This is a genomic window from Streptomyces sp. NPDC007205, from assembly GCF_040634095.1.
Lineage (GTDB): Bacteria > Actinomycetota > Actinomycetes > Streptomycetales > Streptomycetaceae > Streptomyces.
In genome coordinates, this window is the sequence record NZ_JBEYEW010000012.1 from 13391 (window position 1) to 31878 (window position 18488).

General features: G+C 71.1%; 12 protein-coding genes and 1 pseudogene. 4 read left to right on the forward strand and 9 right to left on the reverse strand.

The window, feature by feature from the left end; all coding sequences use genetic code 11:
- Positions 1-83: 83 nt before the first annotated feature.
- The 4 genes from ABZ624_RS20905 to ABZ624_RS20920 all read right to left on the reverse strand — a co-directional run bounded on the left by ABZ624_RS20905 (position 84) and on the right by ABZ624_RS20920 (position 4956).
- Positions 84-422 (reverse strand): hypothetical protein, encoded by a 339-nt coding sequence (locus tag ABZ624_RS20905; RefSeq protein WP_360090780.1) that lies wholly within the window; start codon positions 420-422, stop codon positions 84-86.
- Complete coding sequence (locus ABZ624_RS20910) at positions 419-940, reverse strand: DUF1990 domain-containing protein (RefSeq protein ID WP_360090783.1); 522 nt, start codon at positions 938-940, stop codon at positions 419-421. The genes ABZ624_RS20905 and ABZ624_RS20910 overlap by 4 nt, the downstream gene beginning before the upstream one ends.
- A gap of 63 nt (positions 941-1003) precedes the next feature.
- Positions 1004-2668, reverse strand: coding sequence for a M4 family metallopeptidase (locus ABZ624_RS20915; RefSeq protein ID WP_360090786.1), 1665 nt, complete (start codon positions 2666-2668; stop codon positions 1004-1006).
- A gap of 236 nt (positions 2669-2904) precedes the next feature.
- A complete protein-coding gene (locus ABZ624_RS20920; protein ID WP_360090789.1) occupies positions 2905-4956 on the reverse strand; it encodes a M4 family metallopeptidase in 2052 nt (683 codons plus the stop codon).
- A 1091-nt stretch (positions 4957-6047) separates the two neighbouring features.
- Here ABZ624_RS20920 and ABZ624_RS20925 point away from each other — a divergent pair.
- The 4 genes from ABZ624_RS20925 to ABZ624_RS20940 all read left to right on the forward strand — a co-directional run bounded on the left by ABZ624_RS20925 (position 6048) and on the right by ABZ624_RS20940 (position 12624).
- Complete coding sequence (locus tag ABZ624_RS20925; RefSeq protein WP_360090792.1) at positions 6048-8171, forward strand: trehalose-6-phosphate synthase; 2124 nt, start codon at positions 6048-6050, stop codon at positions 8169-8171.
- Between the two features lie 89 nt (positions 8172-8260).
- The gene (locus tag ABZ624_RS20930; RefSeq protein ID WP_360090795.1) at positions 8261-10057 is read left to right on the forward strand and encodes an ABC transporter ATP-binding protein; all 1797 of its coding nucleotides are present in this window, start codon (positions 8261-8263) and stop codon (positions 10055-10057) included.
- Entirely contained in the window at positions 10054-11928 is a 1875-nt protein-coding gene (locus ABZ624_RS20935; protein ID WP_360090798.1) for an ABC transporter ATP-binding protein, read from the forward strand. Before ABZ624_RS20930 ends, ABZ624_RS20935 begins: the two co-directional genes overlap by 4 nt.
- A 171-nt stretch (positions 11929-12099) precedes the next feature.
- A complete protein-coding gene (locus tag ABZ624_RS20940) occupies positions 12100-12624 on the forward strand; it encodes a hypothetical protein (protein ID WP_360090801.1) in 525 nt (174 codons plus the stop codon).
- An 80-nt stretch (positions 12625-12704) separates the two neighbouring features.
- On the opposite strand, the gene ABZ624_RS20945 is transcribed toward ABZ624_RS20940, so the two are convergent.
- The 5 genes and pseudogenes from ABZ624_RS20945 to glgX all read right to left on the reverse strand — a co-directional run bounded on the left by ABZ624_RS20945 (position 12705) and on the right by glgX (position 18282).
- Positions 12705-13943 carry a glycosyltransferase family 39 protein gene (locus ABZ624_RS20945; RefSeq protein WP_360090804.1) on the reverse strand — a complete coding sequence of 413 codons (1239 nt, stop codon included), beginning with the start codon at positions 13941-13943 and terminating at the stop codon, positions 12705-12707.
- Between the two features lie 32 nt (positions 13944-13975).
- A pseudogene (locus tag ABZ624_RS20950) lies at positions 13976-14734 on the reverse strand (dolichyl-phosphate beta-glucosyltransferase); the annotation flags it as partial.
- A gap of 115 nt (positions 14735-14849) precedes the next feature.
- Positions 14850-15407: a hypothetical protein gene (locus ABZ624_RS20955; protein ID WP_360090807.1), complete on the reverse strand. Its 558-nt coding sequence runs from the start codon at positions 15405-15407 to the stop codon at positions 14850-14852.
- Positions 15408-15416: 9 nt separating this feature from the next.
- On the reverse strand, positions 15417-15923 hold the full coding sequence (locus ABZ624_RS20960) for a SigE family RNA polymerase sigma factor (RefSeq protein WP_360090810.1): 507 nt from the start codon (positions 15921-15923) through the stop codon (positions 15417-15419).
- Positions 15924-16035: 112 nt separating this feature from the next.
- The gene (glgX, locus tag ABZ624_RS20965; RefSeq protein WP_360090813.1) at positions 16036-18282 is read right to left on the reverse strand and encodes a glycogen debranching protein GlgX; all 2247 of its coding nucleotides are present in this window, start codon (positions 18280-18282) and stop codon (positions 16036-16038) included.
- Between the last annotated feature and the right edge of the window lie 206 nt (positions 18283-18488).

The following is an 18488-nucleotide window of genomic DNA, read 5'->3' on the forward strand; positions in this document are numbered from 1 at the left end:
TGCGCATCACAATGTGGAAAGGGGGGACGGCGAACAGGTCGGCCGAATTCCGATCCCGACGCGCCCGCTCACGAAGGCCGGCGCTACGGCACGAGCAGGTGCAGCCCCGAGCAGTCGTCCCCGCCCGACGGGTCCGGGGTGTACAGCCAGTAGACGCTTGCGAGCAGCAGTGCCCCCAGTAGTACGGCGGCCACCGCGGACACCGCCGCCACGCCTCGGCGTTCGCTGCGGGGCAGGGTCGCGAACAGCAGCACGGCGCCGACGGCGCAGGTGAGACCGGCCCAGGAGGTGATGCACAGGCGCGGGGAGGGTCCCAGGTAGCGGCAGTTCTGGAAGGTGTCGGAGTCCCAGGTGACGCGGGCGGTGAGCAGTGCGGCGGCGAGGGTCGTGGCCAGGGGGACGAGGAGTGGTCTTCGGATCATGTTTCGGACAGGCCCTCGCAGAGCTTCCGCAGTACCGCCCCGCACCGGCGGGCGTACGCGTGCTGCAACCCCCGTGTCGCCGGGCCGCCCGCCTTTGCGTACCACTTGGCCGGCTTGCTGAAGGCCGCGACCGTGAGCCAGACCGTGCCGTCACCCGTGCGGTCGATCAGGAACGCTTCCTCGCCGCATTCGGGGTGGCCCGGAAGGGTGCCGTAGGCCCAGCCTGCGAGGCGGGATTCCTCGGTCGTCCAGATGATGCGGCAGGGGGCCTTGATCAGGGCGGCCAGGGTGACCGTGACGTCGACGCCGGGGGCCGCGCGGTCGGCGGTGGCGTCGATGCCCACGCCCAGGGCGCGGTGCATCTCCCAGGTGAGGACCGCCTCGGCGGCCCGCTGGAAGAGCTTTTCGCCCTCGCCGAGGCGGGTGCGCACGTGCAGGGGGTGGAAGCCGGGCGGGCAGTACGTCAGGTCGTCGCGGGTCGTGCCGACCGGCTCGTAGGTGAAGGGCGCCGAGGACATGGGTCACAAGAGTAGGGCGGGCCCGGAGTGCCTTTCTCCCGGGCCCGCCCGTCAGCCGCTCGGTCAGCTGGTGACGTTGACCGCGCTCCAGGTCGCCGCCACCGTCTTGTACTCGGTGCTGCCGGCGCCGTACAGGTCCGACGCCGCGCTCAGGGTCGCCGCGCGGGCGTCCGAGTAGTTGGTCGTCGAGGTCATGTACTCGGTCAGCGCCTTGTACCAGATCTGCAGCGCCTTGGCGCGGCCGATGCCGGTGATCGTCGAGCCGTTGCTCGTCGGGGAGTTGTAGCTCACCCCGTTGATCGTCTTCGAGCCGCTGCCCTCCGACAGGAGGTAGAAGAAGTGGTTCGCCACACCGGACGAGTAGTGCACGTCCAGGTCGCCGACCGAGGAGGACCAGTAGTCCGCCGAGCCGCCGTCCTTGCTGGGCTTGTCCATGTAGCGCAGCGGGGTGCCGTCGCCGTTGATGTTGATCTTCTCGCCGATGAGGTAGTCACCCTTGTCGGACGAGTTGTTGGCGTAGAACTCCACGCCGGTGCCCATGATGTCGCTGGTGGCCTCGTTCAGGCCGCCCGACTCGCCCGAGTAGTCCAGGCCGGCGGTGTTGGCGGTGACGCCGTGGCTCATCTCGTGGCCGGCCACGTCCAGGGACGTCAGCGGGTCGGCGTTGCCCTGGCCGTCGCCGTAGGTCATGCAGAAGCAGCTGTCGTCCCAGAAGGCGTTCACGTACGAGCTGCCGTAGTGGACGCGGGAGTAGGCGCCGACGCCGTCGTTCTTGATACCGCTGCGGCCGAAGGTGTTCTTGTAGAAGTCCCAGGTCTCCTGCGCGCCGTAGGCGGCGTCGGCGGCCGCGGTCTGGTCGGAGGAGGAGCTGGAGGCGGTGCCGGTGCCGAAGGTGTTGGTGGAGCCGGCCACCAGGGTGCCCTTGCCGGACGTCTTGCGGGCCAGGTTGTAGGTCTTGTGACCGCCCCGGGTGCTGTCGGTCAGGTTGTACGTCGAGCCCGACTGCGTGGTGTTGAGGCTGACCGTGCCGGAGTACAGCGTCTTGCCGGTGCCGGTCGCGTTCTCGATGCCCTGGTACTGGAAGAGCTTCTTGCCGGTGGCGGCGTCGGTGATGACGTGCAGCTGGTTCGGGGTGCCGTCGTCCTGCAGGCCGCCGACGATCGTCTCGTAGGCGAGGACGGGCTTGCCGGAGCCGGCCCAGATCACCTTGCGGGCGCCGTTCGCGGCGGACTTGGCCGAGCCGAGGGTCCTGGCGGCGGACACCGCCTGCTTCTCGGCCTTGGCGGCGGTGATCTGCGGCTTGAGCGAGGCCACCTTGATGGCGGCCTTGGTGGCTCTGGTGACGCCTTCGGTCCTGCCCGTCTTGGCGGTGTGCACCACGAGGTCGCCGCCGAGCACCGGCAGGCCCGCGTAGGTGCGCTCGTAGCGGGTGTGGACGGTGCCGTCGGCGTCCTTGACGACGTCCTTGACGACCAGCTGCTCCTTGGCGCCGAGGCCTATCTTCTGCGCGGTCGCGGCCGCGCCGGCCTGCGCCTGCTGGATCAGGGAGGTGCGGGCGGCGGCGGTGAGCGCGGTCGGCGCTGCGGCCAGCGGCTTGGCGGCCGGGGTGCCGGCCGGGGTCTGGGCGGACGCGCCCGTGGCCAGACCGGTGGTGACGAGGGCTCCGGCGGCGACGGCGGTGGCGATGACCAGAGTGGTGCGCTTGTGACGCGTGTAGCGGGGGGTCACGCAAGCTCCTTCATGTGGGGAGTCCGGTCAGCGTGGGGTACTGGCCGGAACGGTGTGGTGAAGCTCTGCGGCGGGTGAGGGAAGAGTGGCATTAGGGGCGCGTACATGTCAGCGCCCTGAAGTGATGTTGGCTGGAAAGCGACTGTTTGCGGAACGTTTCAGCTGCGTTAACCGGGGCCGTCCGAAGGTGCCGGACCCTCGGACGAACCCCAGATCTCGGGCTTGTGGCGCTCGGTTTACGGGAACGTCAGCTTCCAGCCGTTGATCGTCCCGGTGTCGTACGTGGCCTGATCCTGCACCCTCAGTTTCCAGGTTCCGTTGGCCGGTTCCGCGGCGGCGTTGACCGTGTAGGTCTGCTTCACGTTGTCCGCCGAGTCCGAGGAGCTGAAGTTCTTCAGGCGGTACGCGGTGCCCGACGGGCCGACGAGGTCGATCACCAGGTCACCCCGCCAGGTGTGCGTGATGTCGACGCCCACCTGGAGGTTGCCCGGCGCGTTTCCGGTCCTGCCGGAGACCGTGATGCTGGAGGTGACGGCCGGGCCGTTGTCCGGGATGGCGACCGGGGTGTTGCTCTCGTACGACGTGCCTCCGCTGTCTCCGCCACCGGAGCGCGGGCCGACCCCGACGCCCGCCCAGGCGTCCTGCACCGCCTTGTACTCGGCGCTGGAGGTGCCGTACAGCTCACCGGCCGCCGCGAGGGTGCCGGTGCGGGCGCCCGCGTAGTCGGTGGTGGATGTCCACTTGGTGGTCAGTGCCCGGTACCAGATCTGCAGCGTCTTGTCCCGGCCGATGCCGGTGACCGGAAGCCCGTCCGCGGTCGGCGAGTTGTAGCTGACGCCGTTGATCACCTTGGCGCCGCTGCCCTCGCTGAGCAGGTAGAAGAAGTGGTTGGCGACGCCCGAGGAGTAGTGCACGTCGAGGTTGCCGACGCCCGAGTACCAGGAGTCGGCCGAACTGCCGTCCTTGCTGGGCTTGTCCATGTAGCGCAGCGGGCTGCCGTCGCCGTTGATGTTGATCTTCTCGCCGATGAGGTAGTCGCCCACGTCGGTGGAGTTGTTGGCGTAGAACTCCACGCCGGTGCCCATGATGTCGCTGGTCGCCTCGTTCAGGCCGCCGGACTCGTCGCTGTAGTCGAGGCCCGCGGTGTTGGCGGTGACGCCGTGGCTCATCTCGTGCCCGGCGACGTCGAGCGCGGTCAGCGGGTCGTTGTTGCCGGAGCCGTCGCCGTACGTCATGCAGAAGCAGCCGTCGTCCCAGAACGCGTTCACGTACGAGCTGCCGTAGTGGACGCGGGAGTAGGCGCCGACGCCGTCGTTCTTGATGCCGCTGCGGCCGAAGGTGTTCTTGTAGAAGTCCCACGTCTCCTGCGCGCCGTAGTGGGCGTCCGCGCCCGCGGTCGCGGCGTTCGACGTGGTCCCGTTGCCCCAGGTGTCGGTGCTCTGGGAGAACAGGGTGCCGGTGCCCGAGGTGCCGTGGTTCAGGTTGTACGTCTTGTGGCCGCCGCGCGCCCCGTCGGTCAGCGTGTACGCCGACCCCGAGTGGGTCGTGGTCAGGTTCACCTGGCCGCTGTACTGGGTGTTGCCGATGCCGGTCTCGATGCCCTGGTACTCGTAGAGCTTCTTGCCGGTGGCGGCGTCGGTGATGACGTGCAGCTGGTTCGGGGTGCCGTCGTCCTGGAAGCCGCCGACGACCGTCTCGTAGGCCAGGGCCGGCTTTCCGCTCGCCGCCCAGATCACCTTGCGGACGGAGTCCGCCGCCGTCCTGCTGCCGCCGAGGGCTTTGGCCCGCTGTACGGCCTGCTTCTCCGCCGCGGCCTTCGGCACCGCCGGGGTGAGACCGGCGACCTTCAGCGTGGCGCCGGTGGCCTTCACGACGTCCATGGTCTTGCCCGACCTGGACGTCACGACCAGGTCGCCGCCGAGCACCGGAAGGCCGGCGTAGGTGCGCTCGTAGCGGGTGTGCACGGTGCCGTCGGCGTCCTTGACGACGTCCTTGACGACCAGCTTCTCCTGGGCGCCCAGACCGAGCGACCGGGCGGTGGCGGCCTTCGACGCGTCGGCGTCGCGGATCAGCTCGACGCGCTGCGAGGGGGTGAGCTTGACCGCGACATGGGCCGGATTCATCCTGCCCGCCTGCGGCTTCGCCGGTGCGGCGGTGGCCGCGCCGGACTGGACGGCGACGGCGATCAGGGCGGCGACACCGGCGAGGGCGACGGCGGCGGTGCGGCGGTGCGCTGTGGGGTGCGGTGCTGTGTGGGAGGTGCGTCTGCGAGAGGAACTGCTGCTCACACTGACTCCTTCTGCGTGACCGCGGGTCGCGCGGCCAGGGGAGACCGGACGGTGGGTTGGGACGTCCGGGCAGAACAGGGCGTTACGCGGAACCACGTGCAGGCCGGCTCACGCGGAGCAGAAGAACTGTGGGGTTGCTGTGAGTCGGCCAGGGAAGAGTGACAGGGGATCAGCGCGGCTGTCAGGACCGCGTCACAAACTTGGCCGGAAATGGTTCGTTGACCGGATGTTCATGTTCGCTATGCGGATCGGTCACCGGGGCAGAGGCTCGGCGTCGTGGGCCGTGTGCAGGCGGTGTGCGATGGCGATGACCGTACGGCCCTGGAGGACGGCGGCGAGCGCGCGTTCGGCGTGCCGGGCCGTCGTGGGGTCTGGGGTCCGGCAGGGCGGTGGCCTCGTCCAGGATCAGGGTGTGCGGGTCGGCCCGGGTCATCGTGCGGTGCCGCATGATGCTCAGCCAGGCGTTCACCGCCCCGGCCGCGAACATCACCTCGGTCCACGCGGCCAGTACTCCCAGGCGTTCACCGCCCAGGCCGCGAACATCCCCCCGGTCCACGCGGCCGGTACCCCCAGCCGCCCCGGCACCAGCCCGTCGTCCACGGCCCGCGGCGTCGGAGCCGTCCCGGACAACCCCGTTCACCGGGCTGAGCCCGCGTACCGGTGCGTGCGCGGGGCAGGGGAGTGAAAAATCACGGCCTGCGCATGAGGTGGTGTCACAGGCGGCTAGAGCTACGGTCAACAGCCGTCGCGCGTGTTGTCGCCACAGCCCGAGTCCGTCTGGCGCAGCCGCGCGGCTGACGGCTGCCTCACGCCGTGCCGATGCCGCCATGCCGTGATCCTGGAGGTTCCGTGACGCCAGCCGATCCTGCCGTCGACCGACTAGTGGAGGCCGCGCGCCATGCGCCTGCGGGCCTGATTTCCCGGCTTGTGGAAAGCGACGACTTTCGAGAGACGCGACTTGGCCAGGCGATCCGGGACGTTCAGAGAACCCCATCGCACCCGGACGAGGCTGATGGGGGGAAGGTCATCGACCCGGTGACCCACGACCCCGCTTGGTGAAGAGCCCACGGTCAAGACCTGAGGGAGCGCCGGTGGGCGGAAAGGCCGGCTCGGCCAGGGTTCTCGTGACCGACCTGGACGGCACCCTGCTGGGCGGCGAAGAACACGATCGGTGGCGTCTGCGCAGCGCTCTGAACCGGCACCCGGACATCACACTGGTCTTCGCGACCGGACGCAGCCTTGCTTCCGTACAGACACTCCTGCGAGACGATCCGCTGGTGCCGTCCCCGCGCTGGATCATCGCCGACGTCGGTGCCAGCGTCATCGACGCCGGCCGGATGGTCCACCTCGAAGACCTGCAGGGGCAGCTGCGCGCCGGATGGCCGGGCGCTGACCGGGTGAGAGCGGCGCTGCGGCATTTCCCGCATCTCGTGTACCAGGAAGGCGTGCCGCAGGAGGGCCGCTGTTCCTTCTATCTCAATCCCGAAGGTCTCTCGGACGACCTCAAGGCCGCGGTGAAAGCGCTGGGATGCTCCTGGTCGTACGCCTCGGGCCGGTACTTCGATGTCCTGCCGGCCAGGGCGAGTAAAGGACGTGCACTGCGGCTGCTCGGTCGCACGCTGGGGTGGCCCCGGCAGGCGACGCTCGTGGCCGGGGACTCCCTCAACGACCTTTCGTTGTTCTCCCAGGGCGCCTTCGCGGTCGTGGTCGCCAACGCGGAGCCTGCTCTGGCGGCCGGCGTCCCCGCGAGCGAGCAGGTCCATCACTCCGCCCTGGACGGGGCTGCCGCCGTCCTGGAGGGGATGGAACGCCTCGGCTGGCTGGCCCGCCGATCAGTGGTCGTCGGCTATCACCGCCCGCCCGTGCGCTGGCTCGACGGTGCCTGGCAGCCACCTTCCAGTCCCAACGGCATCCTGCCGACCTTGCAGGCCGCTCTTACCGACGAGCGCCTGGACGCTGTGTGGGCAGCCGCCCACATCGGCGTGATGCCGCCGCCGGCCGAGCCCGTGACGGCCGCCGGCGGCCTGCCGCTGTCCCTCCTGCCGCTGCAACCCGAACGATGGGCGGGCTACTTTCACCGCGTCTGCAAGGAGACGCTCTGGCCGGCCCTGATGTCCCAGCCTGACCTGATCCAGGACCGACCCGCCCACTGGGCCGACTTCGAGGAGGTGAACGCCGCATTCGCCCGCCATATCGGCACCCTCGCCGCGCAGGGAGGCACAGTCTGGTTGCACGACTACAATCTGTGGCTCGTGCCGGCCCTCCTCAGGGCCCAGCGCCCCGACCTGGCCATCGGGCTGTTCCACCACACGCCGTTCCCCCACCCGGACGTCTTCCGCCGCATTCCGGCTGCCGGGCAGCTGCTCGACTCGCTCGCATGCCTGGACTGGGCCGGCTTCCACACCACCGACTGCGCCGACCACTTCCGCCGGCTCCTCGTCGGCACCGCAGGGCCCACGCCGCGCGTCGGTGTGCACCCCCTGGGCATCGACCGCCATGCCGTCGCGGACCTGGCCAGGACGCGCCTGCAGCCGCGACACGGGAACGACGGCACCCAGCTGGTGCTGTCCGTGGAACGACTCGACTACGCCAAGGCGCCCGTCCACAAGATCCGTGCATTGGACGCCCTCCTGGCCCAGACGCCACGACTGCGGGGACAGGTGCGCTATCGCCTGGTCTGCCCACCGCCGGAGGCCGGCATCCAAGCCTACGACTCCACCCGCTCGGAACTTGAGGACGCGATCACCCGAATCAACCACCGGTGGGGCACGCACGCGTGGGAACCCGTCGACTACATCCCCCGTAATCTGGACTTCGCCGACGTCGTCGACCACTACCTGGCCGCCGACGTGTTCTGGGTGACCTCACTCGCCGACGGCATGAACCTCACAGCCCAGGAATACATCACCACGCACCACGCCACCCGCCGCCCCGGTGTTCTGATCCTGTCCCGTCACGCGGGAGTCGCGCAGCACCTGGGAACCGCGGCCCTGCTCACTGACCCACTGCTGCCGCACGACCTGGTCGACACCCTGCGCATCGCACTGGCCATGACGGTCGACGAACGCGCGGCACACATCACGTGCCTGGCGGGCCTGCTCGACACCCCGCCACCAACCGAGTGGGCCCACACAGTCGTCACCGCCATCCGCGACGCCGGGGCATCGCCGCACAGACCGAGACAGGCATCAGCACTGCAACGAGTGAAGAAGTGACGGTTGGCATGTCGTGAGAATCCCGGGCGGACCGGGGTCCGGCCGAAACTCAGTGGGCGATGTCAGTGCCGGTCCGTACGCTCACGGTGATGCCCACGACACGTGCAACCACCGACACCGACCGCTCCGCGGTACGCACGCTGCTGCGTCTGTGGCCGTACGTCCGCCCCGTGCGGGCGCGGCTGTTCACGGCCGCGTTCGTCGCGATCGTCGCCTCCTGCGCCGGGCTGGTGATCCCGCTCGTCCTGAAGTGGATGGTGGACGGGCCGGTCGCCGACCGGGACCCGGCGGGCGTCTGGCTCGGTGCGCTGTGTCTGCTCCTCCTCGGCATCGGCGAGGCGGTCCTGTTCGGCATACGGCGCTGGCTGGTGGCCCGTCCGCTGTCGCACGTCGAGGCGGAGATGCGCGCGGGGCTGTACCGGCATCTGCAGCGGCTGCCCGTCGCCTTCCACGACCGCTGGGCCTCCGGCCAGCTGCTGTCGCGGGCCACGACGGATCTGATGCTGCTGCGTCAGTTCCTCGCCTTCCCGCTGACGTTCCTGCTGGTCAACGGCGTCACGATCCTCGTCGGCGTGGTGATCATGCTGATGCAGGACTGGGTGCTGGGCCTGGTCATCCTCGGTCCCGCCATCCCGGTGATGTGGACCTGCGCGGTCTTCGAGCGGCGGTACGCCGAGGTGGCACGGCGGGCGCAGGACCAGGTCGGCGACCTGACGACGGTGGTCGAGGAGAGCGTGCTCGGCATCCGCATCATCAAGGGCTTCGGCCGGCATCGCAGCCAGGCACGCGCGTTCCGCGAGCTGTCGGTCACCCTGCGCGGCACGGAGCTGCGCAAGGCGCGGCTGCTGGCCGCCATCTGGGGTGTCATCGTGACGCTCCCGGAGCTGGCGATCGGGGCGGCGCTGGTGCTGGGCGCGATCCGGGTGGCCGACGGTGACCTGTCGACGGGCACTCTGGTGGCCTTTCTGAGTACGGCGCTGGCCCTGCGGTGGCCGGTGGACTCGATCGGGTTCCTGCTGGCGATGAGCCAGGAGGCGGCGACGGCGACGGAACGGTACTTCGAGGTGCTGGACGAGGCACAGGAAGCCGCCGTAGCCGCGGGCCGTCATGCTCCACGCCCGGCCGGCCACGACACCGGACTCCGGTTCGAGAACGTCCGGTTCCGCTACCCCGACGCACCCCCCGACTCCCCGCCCCTCCTCACCCACATCGACCTCCACATCCGCCCCGGCGAGTCGATGGCCCTGGTCGGCGCCACCGGCAGCGGGAAGACCACCCTCACCGCCCTCGTCCCGCGCCTGCACGAGGTCACCTCCGGCCGCATCACCCTTAACGGTGTCGACATAGCCGCCATACCCCGCGAGGAGTTGCGCGCCAAGGTGGCCGTCGCCTTCGAGGAACCCACCCTGTTCTCCACGAGCGTCGGCGAGAACGTCCTGATGGGAGCCCCGGACGGCGCCGGACGGGCCGACCTCGACCGCGCGCTCGCCGTCGCGCAGGCCGACTTCGCGCACGCCCTCCCGCAGGGCACCGGCACCCGCGTGGGCGAGCAGGGCCTCAGCCTCTCCGGCGGCCAGCGCCAGCGCCTGGCGCTGGCGCGCGCGGTGGTCGGCAGACCGGAGTTCCTGGTGCTGGACGACCCGCTGTCCGCCCTGGACGTGCACACGGAGGCGGCCGTGGAGGCCGCGCTGCGGCAGGTACTCGCCGACACCACCGCGCTGATCGTGGCCCACCGCCCCTCCACGGTGCTGCTCGCCGACCGGGTCGCGCTGCTCTCGGACGGCCGGATCGCCGCCGTCGGCACCCATCAGGAACTGCTGCGCACCAACGCCGAGTACGCGCATCTGATGTCCGGAAACTCCAGGGACACGGAGGACCCCCGTTGACCACCACGACCGCCTCCACTCCCACGGCCGAGGACGACGAACTTCCCGGCCCGCCCGGCGCGGGGGGCGGCAGTGAGTCCGGCGACGCCTTCGACCAGGACGTGCTGCCCACCCCGCCCGGTGCCACGGCCGCCCTGCTGCGCTCCCTGCTCACGCCCCTGAAGGGCAGGGCCGTCCTCACCACCCTCCTCCTGCTGGTGCAGCAGGCGGTGGTGCAGGCGGGCCCGCTGCTGGTGGCGTACGCCATCGACAGCGCCGTACCGGCGTTCCGGGACCACCGCCACGGCCCGCTGATCGCGGTGGCCGTCGGCTATCTGCTGTGCGCGCTGTTCTCCGGCGCGCTGCAGTTCGCGTTCATCGAGGCCTCCGCCCGGGTCAGCCAGGACGTGCTGCTCGATCTGCGGGGCCGGATCTTCCGGCACGCGCAGGCACTGAGCATCGACTTCCACGAGCGCTACACGTCGGGCCGGCTGATCTCCCGCTCCACGACGGACGTCGAGTCGCTGCGCGAACTCCTCAACGAGGGGCTGCAGGAGCTGGTGACCGTCGTGCTGTCGTTCGTCTACATCTCGGCGATGCTGCTGTGGCTGGACCTCGGCCTGGGCACGGTCGCGGTGGCCTCCTTCGTGCCGCTGTACCTGCTCGTCCGGCTCTACCAGCGGCGGGCGGGACGGGTGTACCGGGCGCGGTCCACGGCGATCGCGGCGGTGATCGTGAAGTTCGTGGAGACGATGAACGGCATCCGTCCGGTGCGCGCGTTCCGCCGGGAGGCGGCGAACGACGCCGAGTTCGCCGTGCTGAACCGGCGGCACGAGCGGACGAACGGGGACGCCCTGCTGGAGATGGCCCGCTATGTGGTCGGCTCGCGGCTGGTGGCCAACACGGCGGTCGCGGGGATCGTGCTCTGGGGCGCCTACCGGGTGGCGTCCGGCTCGCTGGAACTGGGCGTGCTGGCGGCCTCCGTGCTGTATCTGCGCCGGCTGTACGACCCGATCGACCGGCTCGGGATGTTCCTGAACTCCTACCAGTCGGCGGCGGCCTCCCTGGAGAAGATCGCCGGGCTGCTGGCCCAGACCCCGTCCGTGCCGGAGCCGGCGAAGCCGCGTGAACTCCCGTCGCTCAAGGGTGACTTCCCGGGCCGCGAGGTCGTCTTCGACGGCGTCCGCTTCGCCTACCGCACGGGCGGCGAGGTACTGCCCCGCTTCGATCTGACCCTGCCGGCCGGGCAGACGGTCGCCGTGGTCGGCTCCACGGGCGCGGGCAAGTCCACCCTCGCCAAGCTGCTGGCCCGCTTCTACGACCCCACCGACGGCCGGGTGCTGCTGGACGGGGTGGATCTGCGCGAACTGCCGGTGCCGGAGCTGCGGCGCGGGGTGGTCATGGTGACCCAGGAAGCGTTCCTGTTCTCCGGCACGGTCGCGGACAACATCGCCATCGGCCGGCCCGAAGCCACTCGCGAGGAGATCGAGCGGGCGGCGAAGGCGATCGGCGCGCACGAGTTCATCAGCGCGCTGCCCGACGGCTATGACACGGACGTGCGCAAGCGCGGCGGGCGCATCTCCGCCGGGCAGCGCCAACTGGTCGCCTTCGCACGGGCGTTGCTCGCCGATCCGGCGGTGCTGATCCTGGACGAGGCGACCAGCTCCCTGGACGTCCCCGGCGAGCGGGCCGTGCAGCGGGCCATGTCGACGGTGCTGCGGGGCCGTACGGCGGTGGTGATCGCGCACCGGCTGTCCACGGTGGAGATCGCGGACCGGGTACTGGTGATGGAGCACGGCCGGATCGTCGAGGACGGCCGGCCCGACGAACTCGTCACCGGCACGGGGCGGTTCGCGGACCTCCACAAGGCATGGCGGGACAGCCTGGCGTGAACCGGCCAAGGCCGTGTTAAGGCCTCGCCTCCCACTGCTCTCGTGCGAATAAACGTTCAACCAAAGGAGCCCTCGGTCGGGCAAAGGGGTCTACTCGCATAGACGTTCCTGGTGCTGTCATGCTCACGACCGCCCGGAATCTCTGCCGGGCACCGCACCGGGAGACCCCACATGTCCCGAATACCGCGCCCCCTGGTGACCACCCTCTCCACCCTCGCCCTCGCCGCCGCGGGCCTCACCGTCACCACCGGCACCGCCCACGCCGCAAGCTGCAGCCAGGGCTACCTCCCCCTGCCCGACCCCTCCTGCACGCCCGGGGCCCTCAACCCCGACGTCACCCAGGACACCATCGGCTCCACCATCTGCGTCTCCGGCTGGACCGCGACCGTACGGCCGCCCAGCTCCTACACCACCGCGCTGAAGAAGAAGCAGATCGTCGAGTACGGCTACTCCGACACCAACGTTTCGGACTACGAGGAGGACCACTTCGTGCCACTCGAACTCGGTGGCGCCCCGAGGAGCGAGGAGAACCTCTGGCCCGAGCCGCACTACGGCGACGAGGCCTCCTCCGGCAAGGACACCGTCGAGAACAAGCTCAAGAAGGCCGTCTGCGCCGGTGACGTCAGCCTCACCGACGCCCAGAACGCCATCATGACCGACTGGACGACCGCGCTGTCCAGCCTCGGCCTGAGCTGAGCCGCCGCTCGGATGCCGGTGCCGTCCCCCGGAGGCACCGGCACCCCGGCGTACCCTCGGCGACCCGACCGCGGCCCGGATCACGGCACCCCCAGTTCGAAGAGCGCGTAGCCCGCGTACGACCCGGAGGCGAGTGCCGCCATGCCGAACAGGGTGCACTGCACGGGCAGGCTCAGCCGGCGCATCGCGACCGCGAGCGGCAGGAACAGCGGGAAGCAGGGCAGCAGGTAGCGGGAGATGTTGGCGACGATCTGCTGGCTGCCGAGGACCAGGGCGAGCGTGAGGACGGTGTACACGACCAGCACCGCCGGCGGGCGCAGCCGCAGCAGCAGTGGCAGCAGCGCACAGGCGAGCAGGATGACACCGACCGCGATGACGTCCGCGAACGGATACGCGAAGAGATAGTCGAACTTGCCGACCGGTACGGACGTCAGCACGTCCAGGGTCTGCTTGCCGTAGTCGAAGCTGTGCGCCCAGGCGCCCGACTGGAGCTTGAAGTAGCCGGTCAGGTCGCCCATGCGGTTGCCGGCCCAGAGGAGGTAGCCCAACAGGCCGAGCGGGGCCAGGGCCGCCGCGAGCAGCGGGCGCAGGGTGTCCTCCTCGCGGCGGCGCAGCGCGAGCAGCGCGGCGACGCCGAGCCCGGCGATCAGCGCGGCGGCCGTGGGCCGGTTCAGGCCCGCCGCGAAACAGAGGACACCGGCGGTCAGCCAGCGGCGGGTCATGACGGCGTAACAGGTCCAGGCGGCCAGGGCCACATAGAGGGAGTCCGAGTAGACGGCCCACTCCACGCCCGAGCCCGGCCACACCGCCCACAGCCCGGCCGCGGCGAGCCCGCCCCGCCGCCCGCCGAACCGCTCGGCGACCGCGTAGACACCGAGGGCTGCGGCGAAGGAGGCCAGGACCGACACCAGCAGACCGGCGCCGTACGAGCCGAGGCCGGTGACCGCCATCGCCATCCGGATCAGGGCCGGGTACAGCGGGAAGAACGCCGCCGAGTTGCCCTCCAGCGTGATCAGTCCGGTGGCGCCGGGGATGTGGACGAGTCTCGGGTCGTAGCCGTGCAGGGCGATCTGCTGGTACCACCAGCCGTCCCAGGTGGCCAGCACGTCCCAGGCGTGCGCGCCGCCGCCGAACCGGGGGTCCTTGGTGCGGTAGTCCCCGGCGGAGGACAGCAGGTACATGAAGGAGCAGAAACCGGCCAGCTTCAGCGCGCCGAACAGGGCGAGTACGGGTCCGTGCCGGCGGGCGGCGGCCCGCAGCCGGGTGCCGGGCGCGGGCGGTGCGGCGGGGGACTGCGCGCGCGGCAGGGTTTCGGTCATGAGGCGACCGGTCCGGTACGGGGGCGGCGGCGGGCCAGCGTCCGCCGCATCCGTACGATCCCGCGCAGGTCGGCCAGCGCGGTGGCGACGACGTCGACGCTGCTGTCGGGGTCGTCGACCCAGTCCACCGGGACCTCGTGGATCCTCAGGCCCGCCCGCTCGGCCAGCACCAGCAGCTCGGTGTCGAAGAACCACTGCCCGTCCCGCACCAGCGGCAGCAGCCGCTCGGCGGCCTCACGGCGCACCGCCTTGAAGCCGCACTGCGCATCGGAGAAGCCGACGGCGAGCGTGCAGTGCAGCAGCACGTTGTAACAGCGGGAGATGATCTCGCGCTTGGGCCCGCGGACCACCCGCGCGCCCGGCGCGAGCCGGGTGCCGATGGCCAGGTCGGAGTGGCCGGATATCAGCGGCGCGACCAGCGGCAGCAGCGCCGCCAGCCCGGTGGACAGGTCCACGTCGAGATAGGCCAGCACGGGCGCCCGCGACCCCGACCAGGCCTCCCTGAGCGCCCGGCCGCGGCCTTTGACCGGCAGCCGCACCGAGACCACCTCGGGCAGCTCCTCGGCGAGCCGGGCGGCGATACGCGGGGTGCCGTCGGTGCTCGCGTTGTCGGCGATGGTGATCAGAAACGGGTAGGGGAAGGTGTCCCGCAGATGCGCGTGCAGCCGCCGGACGTTCGGCTCCAGGTCCTTCTCCTCGTTGAACACCGGTACGGCCAGGTCGAGGACGGGCTCCCCGGACTGCGTCGGCACCTGCTTCGGCAGAGGGGTGCGCCCGGACGCGGGTGTCATGGCCGGCAGGCGGCTCGGTCGGAGTTTCATCACGTTGTTCCCCCTTTGTTCCTGTTGGTCGGGCATGCCGAAGGCACGCGGGTGGGAGGGAATGCGGGTCAGCCGGAGGGACTGATCACCGAGAGGGGTCGTCCGAGGGCCCGGCCGGTGCGCTCACCGTCGTGGAGACCGGTGGTGTGGTGGTGTCCTGAGCGGTGGCGGTCGCGGTGGCCGTGGCCGGCGGCGGCTCGTGTGTGGTGGTGGCCGAACTTCCGCCGCTCCAGGGCGTGTCGGAGGGCGTCGACGTCGAGTCCGGGGGAGCGGAGTCCGTCGCGATCGATGACGGGGGTCCGCTCGACGACTCCGACGTGTCCGGCGACGTGCTCGGGGACGTGCTGGGCGAAGTGGTCGGGAGGGTTGTCGGGCTGATTGCCGGCCGGGGGTGCGGGGCGCCGGGCCGGTCGTCGGTGTGGGCGTGCGGCCACAGGAACAGTCCCAGTCCGAGCCCGGCCACCGCCAGCACGGAACCGGCAGCCCGGCGCGCCGCGCGCACCCGGCGACGCGTCCGCACGCCCGCGCTCAGCGCCTCCCGGTGCCGGGGTTCGTAGCACACCGGTTCCTGCGTGCTGTGCATCAGCTGGGCGAGCTGCCGCTCGAAGTGATCCATGTGCTCCGTGTCGTCCAAGTGCTTCACGGGTCCCCCTCACCCCACCGGCTCGATGACGTCGGCCAGCAGCCCGCGCAGCCGGGCCACCCCGCGCGCGGCATGGGACCGGGCGGTGCCCACCGGGCAGCCCAGAATCGCCGCGACCTGCCGGTCGGGCAGGTCCTGGTAGTAGCGCAGAACGACCGCGGCCCGCTGCTGCGGGCTCAAGTGCGCGAGCGCCGACTCCAGCCGGGAGCGCTCGGCGACCGTCGCGGACACGTCACCGGCCGCCGCCACCTCGGGCAGCTCCTCCACGGGCCGCTCGCCCCACCAGCGCCGCCGGGCCGAGCGGGCCGCGGCGCGCGCCAGCACCTTGCGCACATACGCCTCCGGCGCTTCGTCGGCGACCTTCGGCCAGACGAACCACAGCTTGACCAAGGACTCCTGCAACAGGTCCTCGGCCCGGTGGCGGTCCCCTCCGGTGAGCAGACGGGCCAGATGGAACAACACCGACCAGCGGGCCGCCACGAACGCGTCGTACTCACCGGCCCGAGCTTGCTCCATCCTCACGGTCCCCGTTCTCGCCGGCTCTCTTCACCAGGAGAAAGGCTCTGGACCCCCAGGGGTGCTGCACCCGGGTGGCGTGATCCGCGTCACGCACAGCTCCCGCACACGCTCAGGCCACTCTCAGCAGCAGCACCGCCCGCTCCGGCACCGTGATCCCCGTACCCGCCGGATGAACCGTACCCGGGGCGTCCGTCTGCTCCTCCCGGGAGGTGTCCACGATCACCTCGTACCGCTCGGCCCACGGCGGCCCCGGCAGGACGAACTCCGTCGGGCCGTCGCCCGCGTGCAGGATCGCGAGGAAGCTGTCGTCCGTGACCGGTGCGCCCCGCTCGTCCCGGCCGGGGATGTCCCGGCCGGAGAGGTACATGCCGAGCGTGGCGGCGGGGGCGTACCAGTCGCCCTCGGTCATCTCCGCGCCCCGCGGGGTGAACCACGCGAGGTCGCGCAGCCCGTCCGCCGAGTGGGCGCGGCCCGAGAAGAAGGCACGGCGGCGCAGCACCGGGTGCCGGTGGCGCAGCGCGATCAGCCGGGAGGTCAGCTCGAACAGGGGCCGCCAGGCCGGGTCGTCCAGCAGCGACCAGTCCAGCCAGCTGATCTCGTTGTCCTGGCAGTAGGCGTTGTTGTTGCCGCGCTGGGTGCGTCCGAGTTCGTCACCGGCCACCAGCATGGGCACGCCGGTGGACAGCAGCAGGGTCGTCAGCAGGTTGCGCAGTTGACGGCGGCGCAGGGCGCGTATCCGCTCGTCGTCCGTCTCGCCCTCCGCCCCGCAATTCCAGGCGCGGTTGTCGTCGGTGCCGTCGCGGTTGCCCTCGCCGTTGGCCTCGTTGTGCTTGCGCTCGTACGACACCAGGTCGCGCAGCGTGAACCCGTCGTGCGCGGTGACGAAGTTGACCGAGGCGTACGGGCGGCGGCCGCCCCAGGCGTACAGGTCGCTGGAGCCGGACAGCCGGTAGCCCATCTCGCGGACGTCCGGCAGGGCGTGCCGCCAGAAGTCCCGGACGGCGTTGCGGTAGCGGTCGTTCCACTCGGTCCACAGGGGCGGGAAGGCACCCACCTGGTAGCCGCCCGAGCCGATGTCCCACGGTTCGGCGATCAGCTTCACCCGGCGCAGCACCGGGTCCTGGGCGATGACGGCCAGGAACGGGGAGAGCATGTCGACGTCGTGCATCGAGCGGGCCAGCGCCGCCGCGAGGTCGAAGCGGAACCCGTCCACGCCCATCTCGGTCACCCAGTAGCGCAGCGAGTCGGTGATCAGGCGCAGCACCTGGGGCTGGACCACGTGCAGGGTGTTGCCGCAGCCGGTGTAGTCGGCGTACCGGCGGGTGTCGTCCTGGAGGCGGTAGTAGCCGCGGTTGTCGATGCCCTTCAGGGACAGCGTCGGGCCCAGTTCGCCCGCCTCCGCCGTGTGGTTGTAGACCACGTCGAGGATGACCTCGATGCCCGCCGCGTGCAGGGCGCGCACCATCCGCTTGAACTCGCCGACCTGCCCTCCCGTCGTACCGGAGGCCGCGTAGGCGGCGTGCGGGGCGAAGTAGCCGATGGAGTTGTAGCCCCAGTAGTTGCGCAGGCCCCGGCGCAGCAGATGGTCCTCGTGCGCGAACTGGTGCACCGGGAGCAGTTCGACGGCCGTCACCCCCAGTTTCACCAGGTGCTCGACCGCCGCCGGGTGCGCCAGGCCGGCGTAGGTGCCGCGCAGGTCCTCCGGGACGCCGGGGTGCAGCTTGGTGAAGCCGCGCACGTGCAGCTCGTAGATGACGGAGTCGGCCCACGGGGTCTTCGGCCGGTGGTCGTCCTCCCAGTCGTCGTCATCGTCGACGACGACCCCCTTCGGGACGTACGGCGCCGAGTCCCGGTCGTCGCGGACGGTGTCGGCGACATGCTGTTCGGGCCAGTCCCGCACGTGCCCGTACACCTCCGGCGGCAGCCCGAACTCCCCGTCCACCGCCCGTGCGTACGGGTCCAGCAGCAGCTTGGCCGGGTTCCAGCGGGCGCCGGTCCACGGGTCCCAGCGGCCGTCCACCCGGTAGCCGTAGCGCTGACCCGGCATCACGCCCGGTACGAAGCCGTGCCAGATCTCGTGCGTCAGTTCGGACAGCGGGACCTGGGTCTCCCGGCCCCGTTCGTCGAACAGGCAGACCCGGACCGCCTCGGCCCCGCCCGCCCACAGCGCGAAGTTGGTGCCCGCGACCCCGTCCGGGCCGTCCCGGAACCGGGCGCCCAGCGGCGTCGGGGCGCCCGGCCACACCACCGGGGCCGGCACCGCGGCCCGCCGGGCGCCGTTCACCACGGCCGGCTGCTGCCCGGTCCCGGAGGCCGGCTCCCCGGCCGGTGCCCGCTGCTCGGCTGCGCTCGTCACCTGTCGGCCCCTCTTTCAGTGGCTCGCCCCGGGGCGGTGCAACCGGCCGTGCCGAAGAGCCGAGGCTGCCCCGCAGCACCCTCGGCCGCCCGGTACGGCTGCGCCCCGACCGTCGAGAGCGCCCTCTGGATCGTGCTTGGTCGTCCCTTTCAGCCGATCTGATCCAAGAAGGCGCCCCCTCCGGTCCGGGCGCGGCGGCTCCCCAG

Excerpts from the sequence above, each read along its gene's own strand:
- ABZ624_RS20905 (WP_360090780.1), bottom strand. The coding sequence starts at position 422 with ATGATCCGAAGACCACTCCTCGTCCCCCTGGCCACGACCCTCGCCGCC.
- ABZ624_RS20910 (WP_360090783.1), bottom strand. The coding sequence starts at position 940 with ATGTCCTCGGCGCCCTTCACCTACGAGCCGGTCGGCACGACCCGCGAC.
- ABZ624_RS20930 (WP_360090795.1), top strand. The coding sequence starts at position 8,261 with ATGCCCACGACACGTGCAACCACCGACACCGACCGCTCCGCGGTACGC.
- ABZ624_RS20940 (WP_360090801.1), top strand. The coding sequence starts at position 12,100 with ATGTCCCGAATACCGCGCCCCCTGGTGACCACCCTCTCCACCCTCGCC.
- ABZ624_RS20945 (WP_360090804.1), bottom strand. The coding sequence starts at position 13,943 with ATGACCGAAACCCTGCCGCGCGCGCAGTCCCCCGCCGCACCGCCCGCG.
- ABZ624_RS20960 (WP_360090810.1), bottom strand. The coding sequence starts at position 15,923 with ATGGAGCAAGCTCGGGCCGGTGAGTACGACGCGTTCGTGGCGGCCCGC.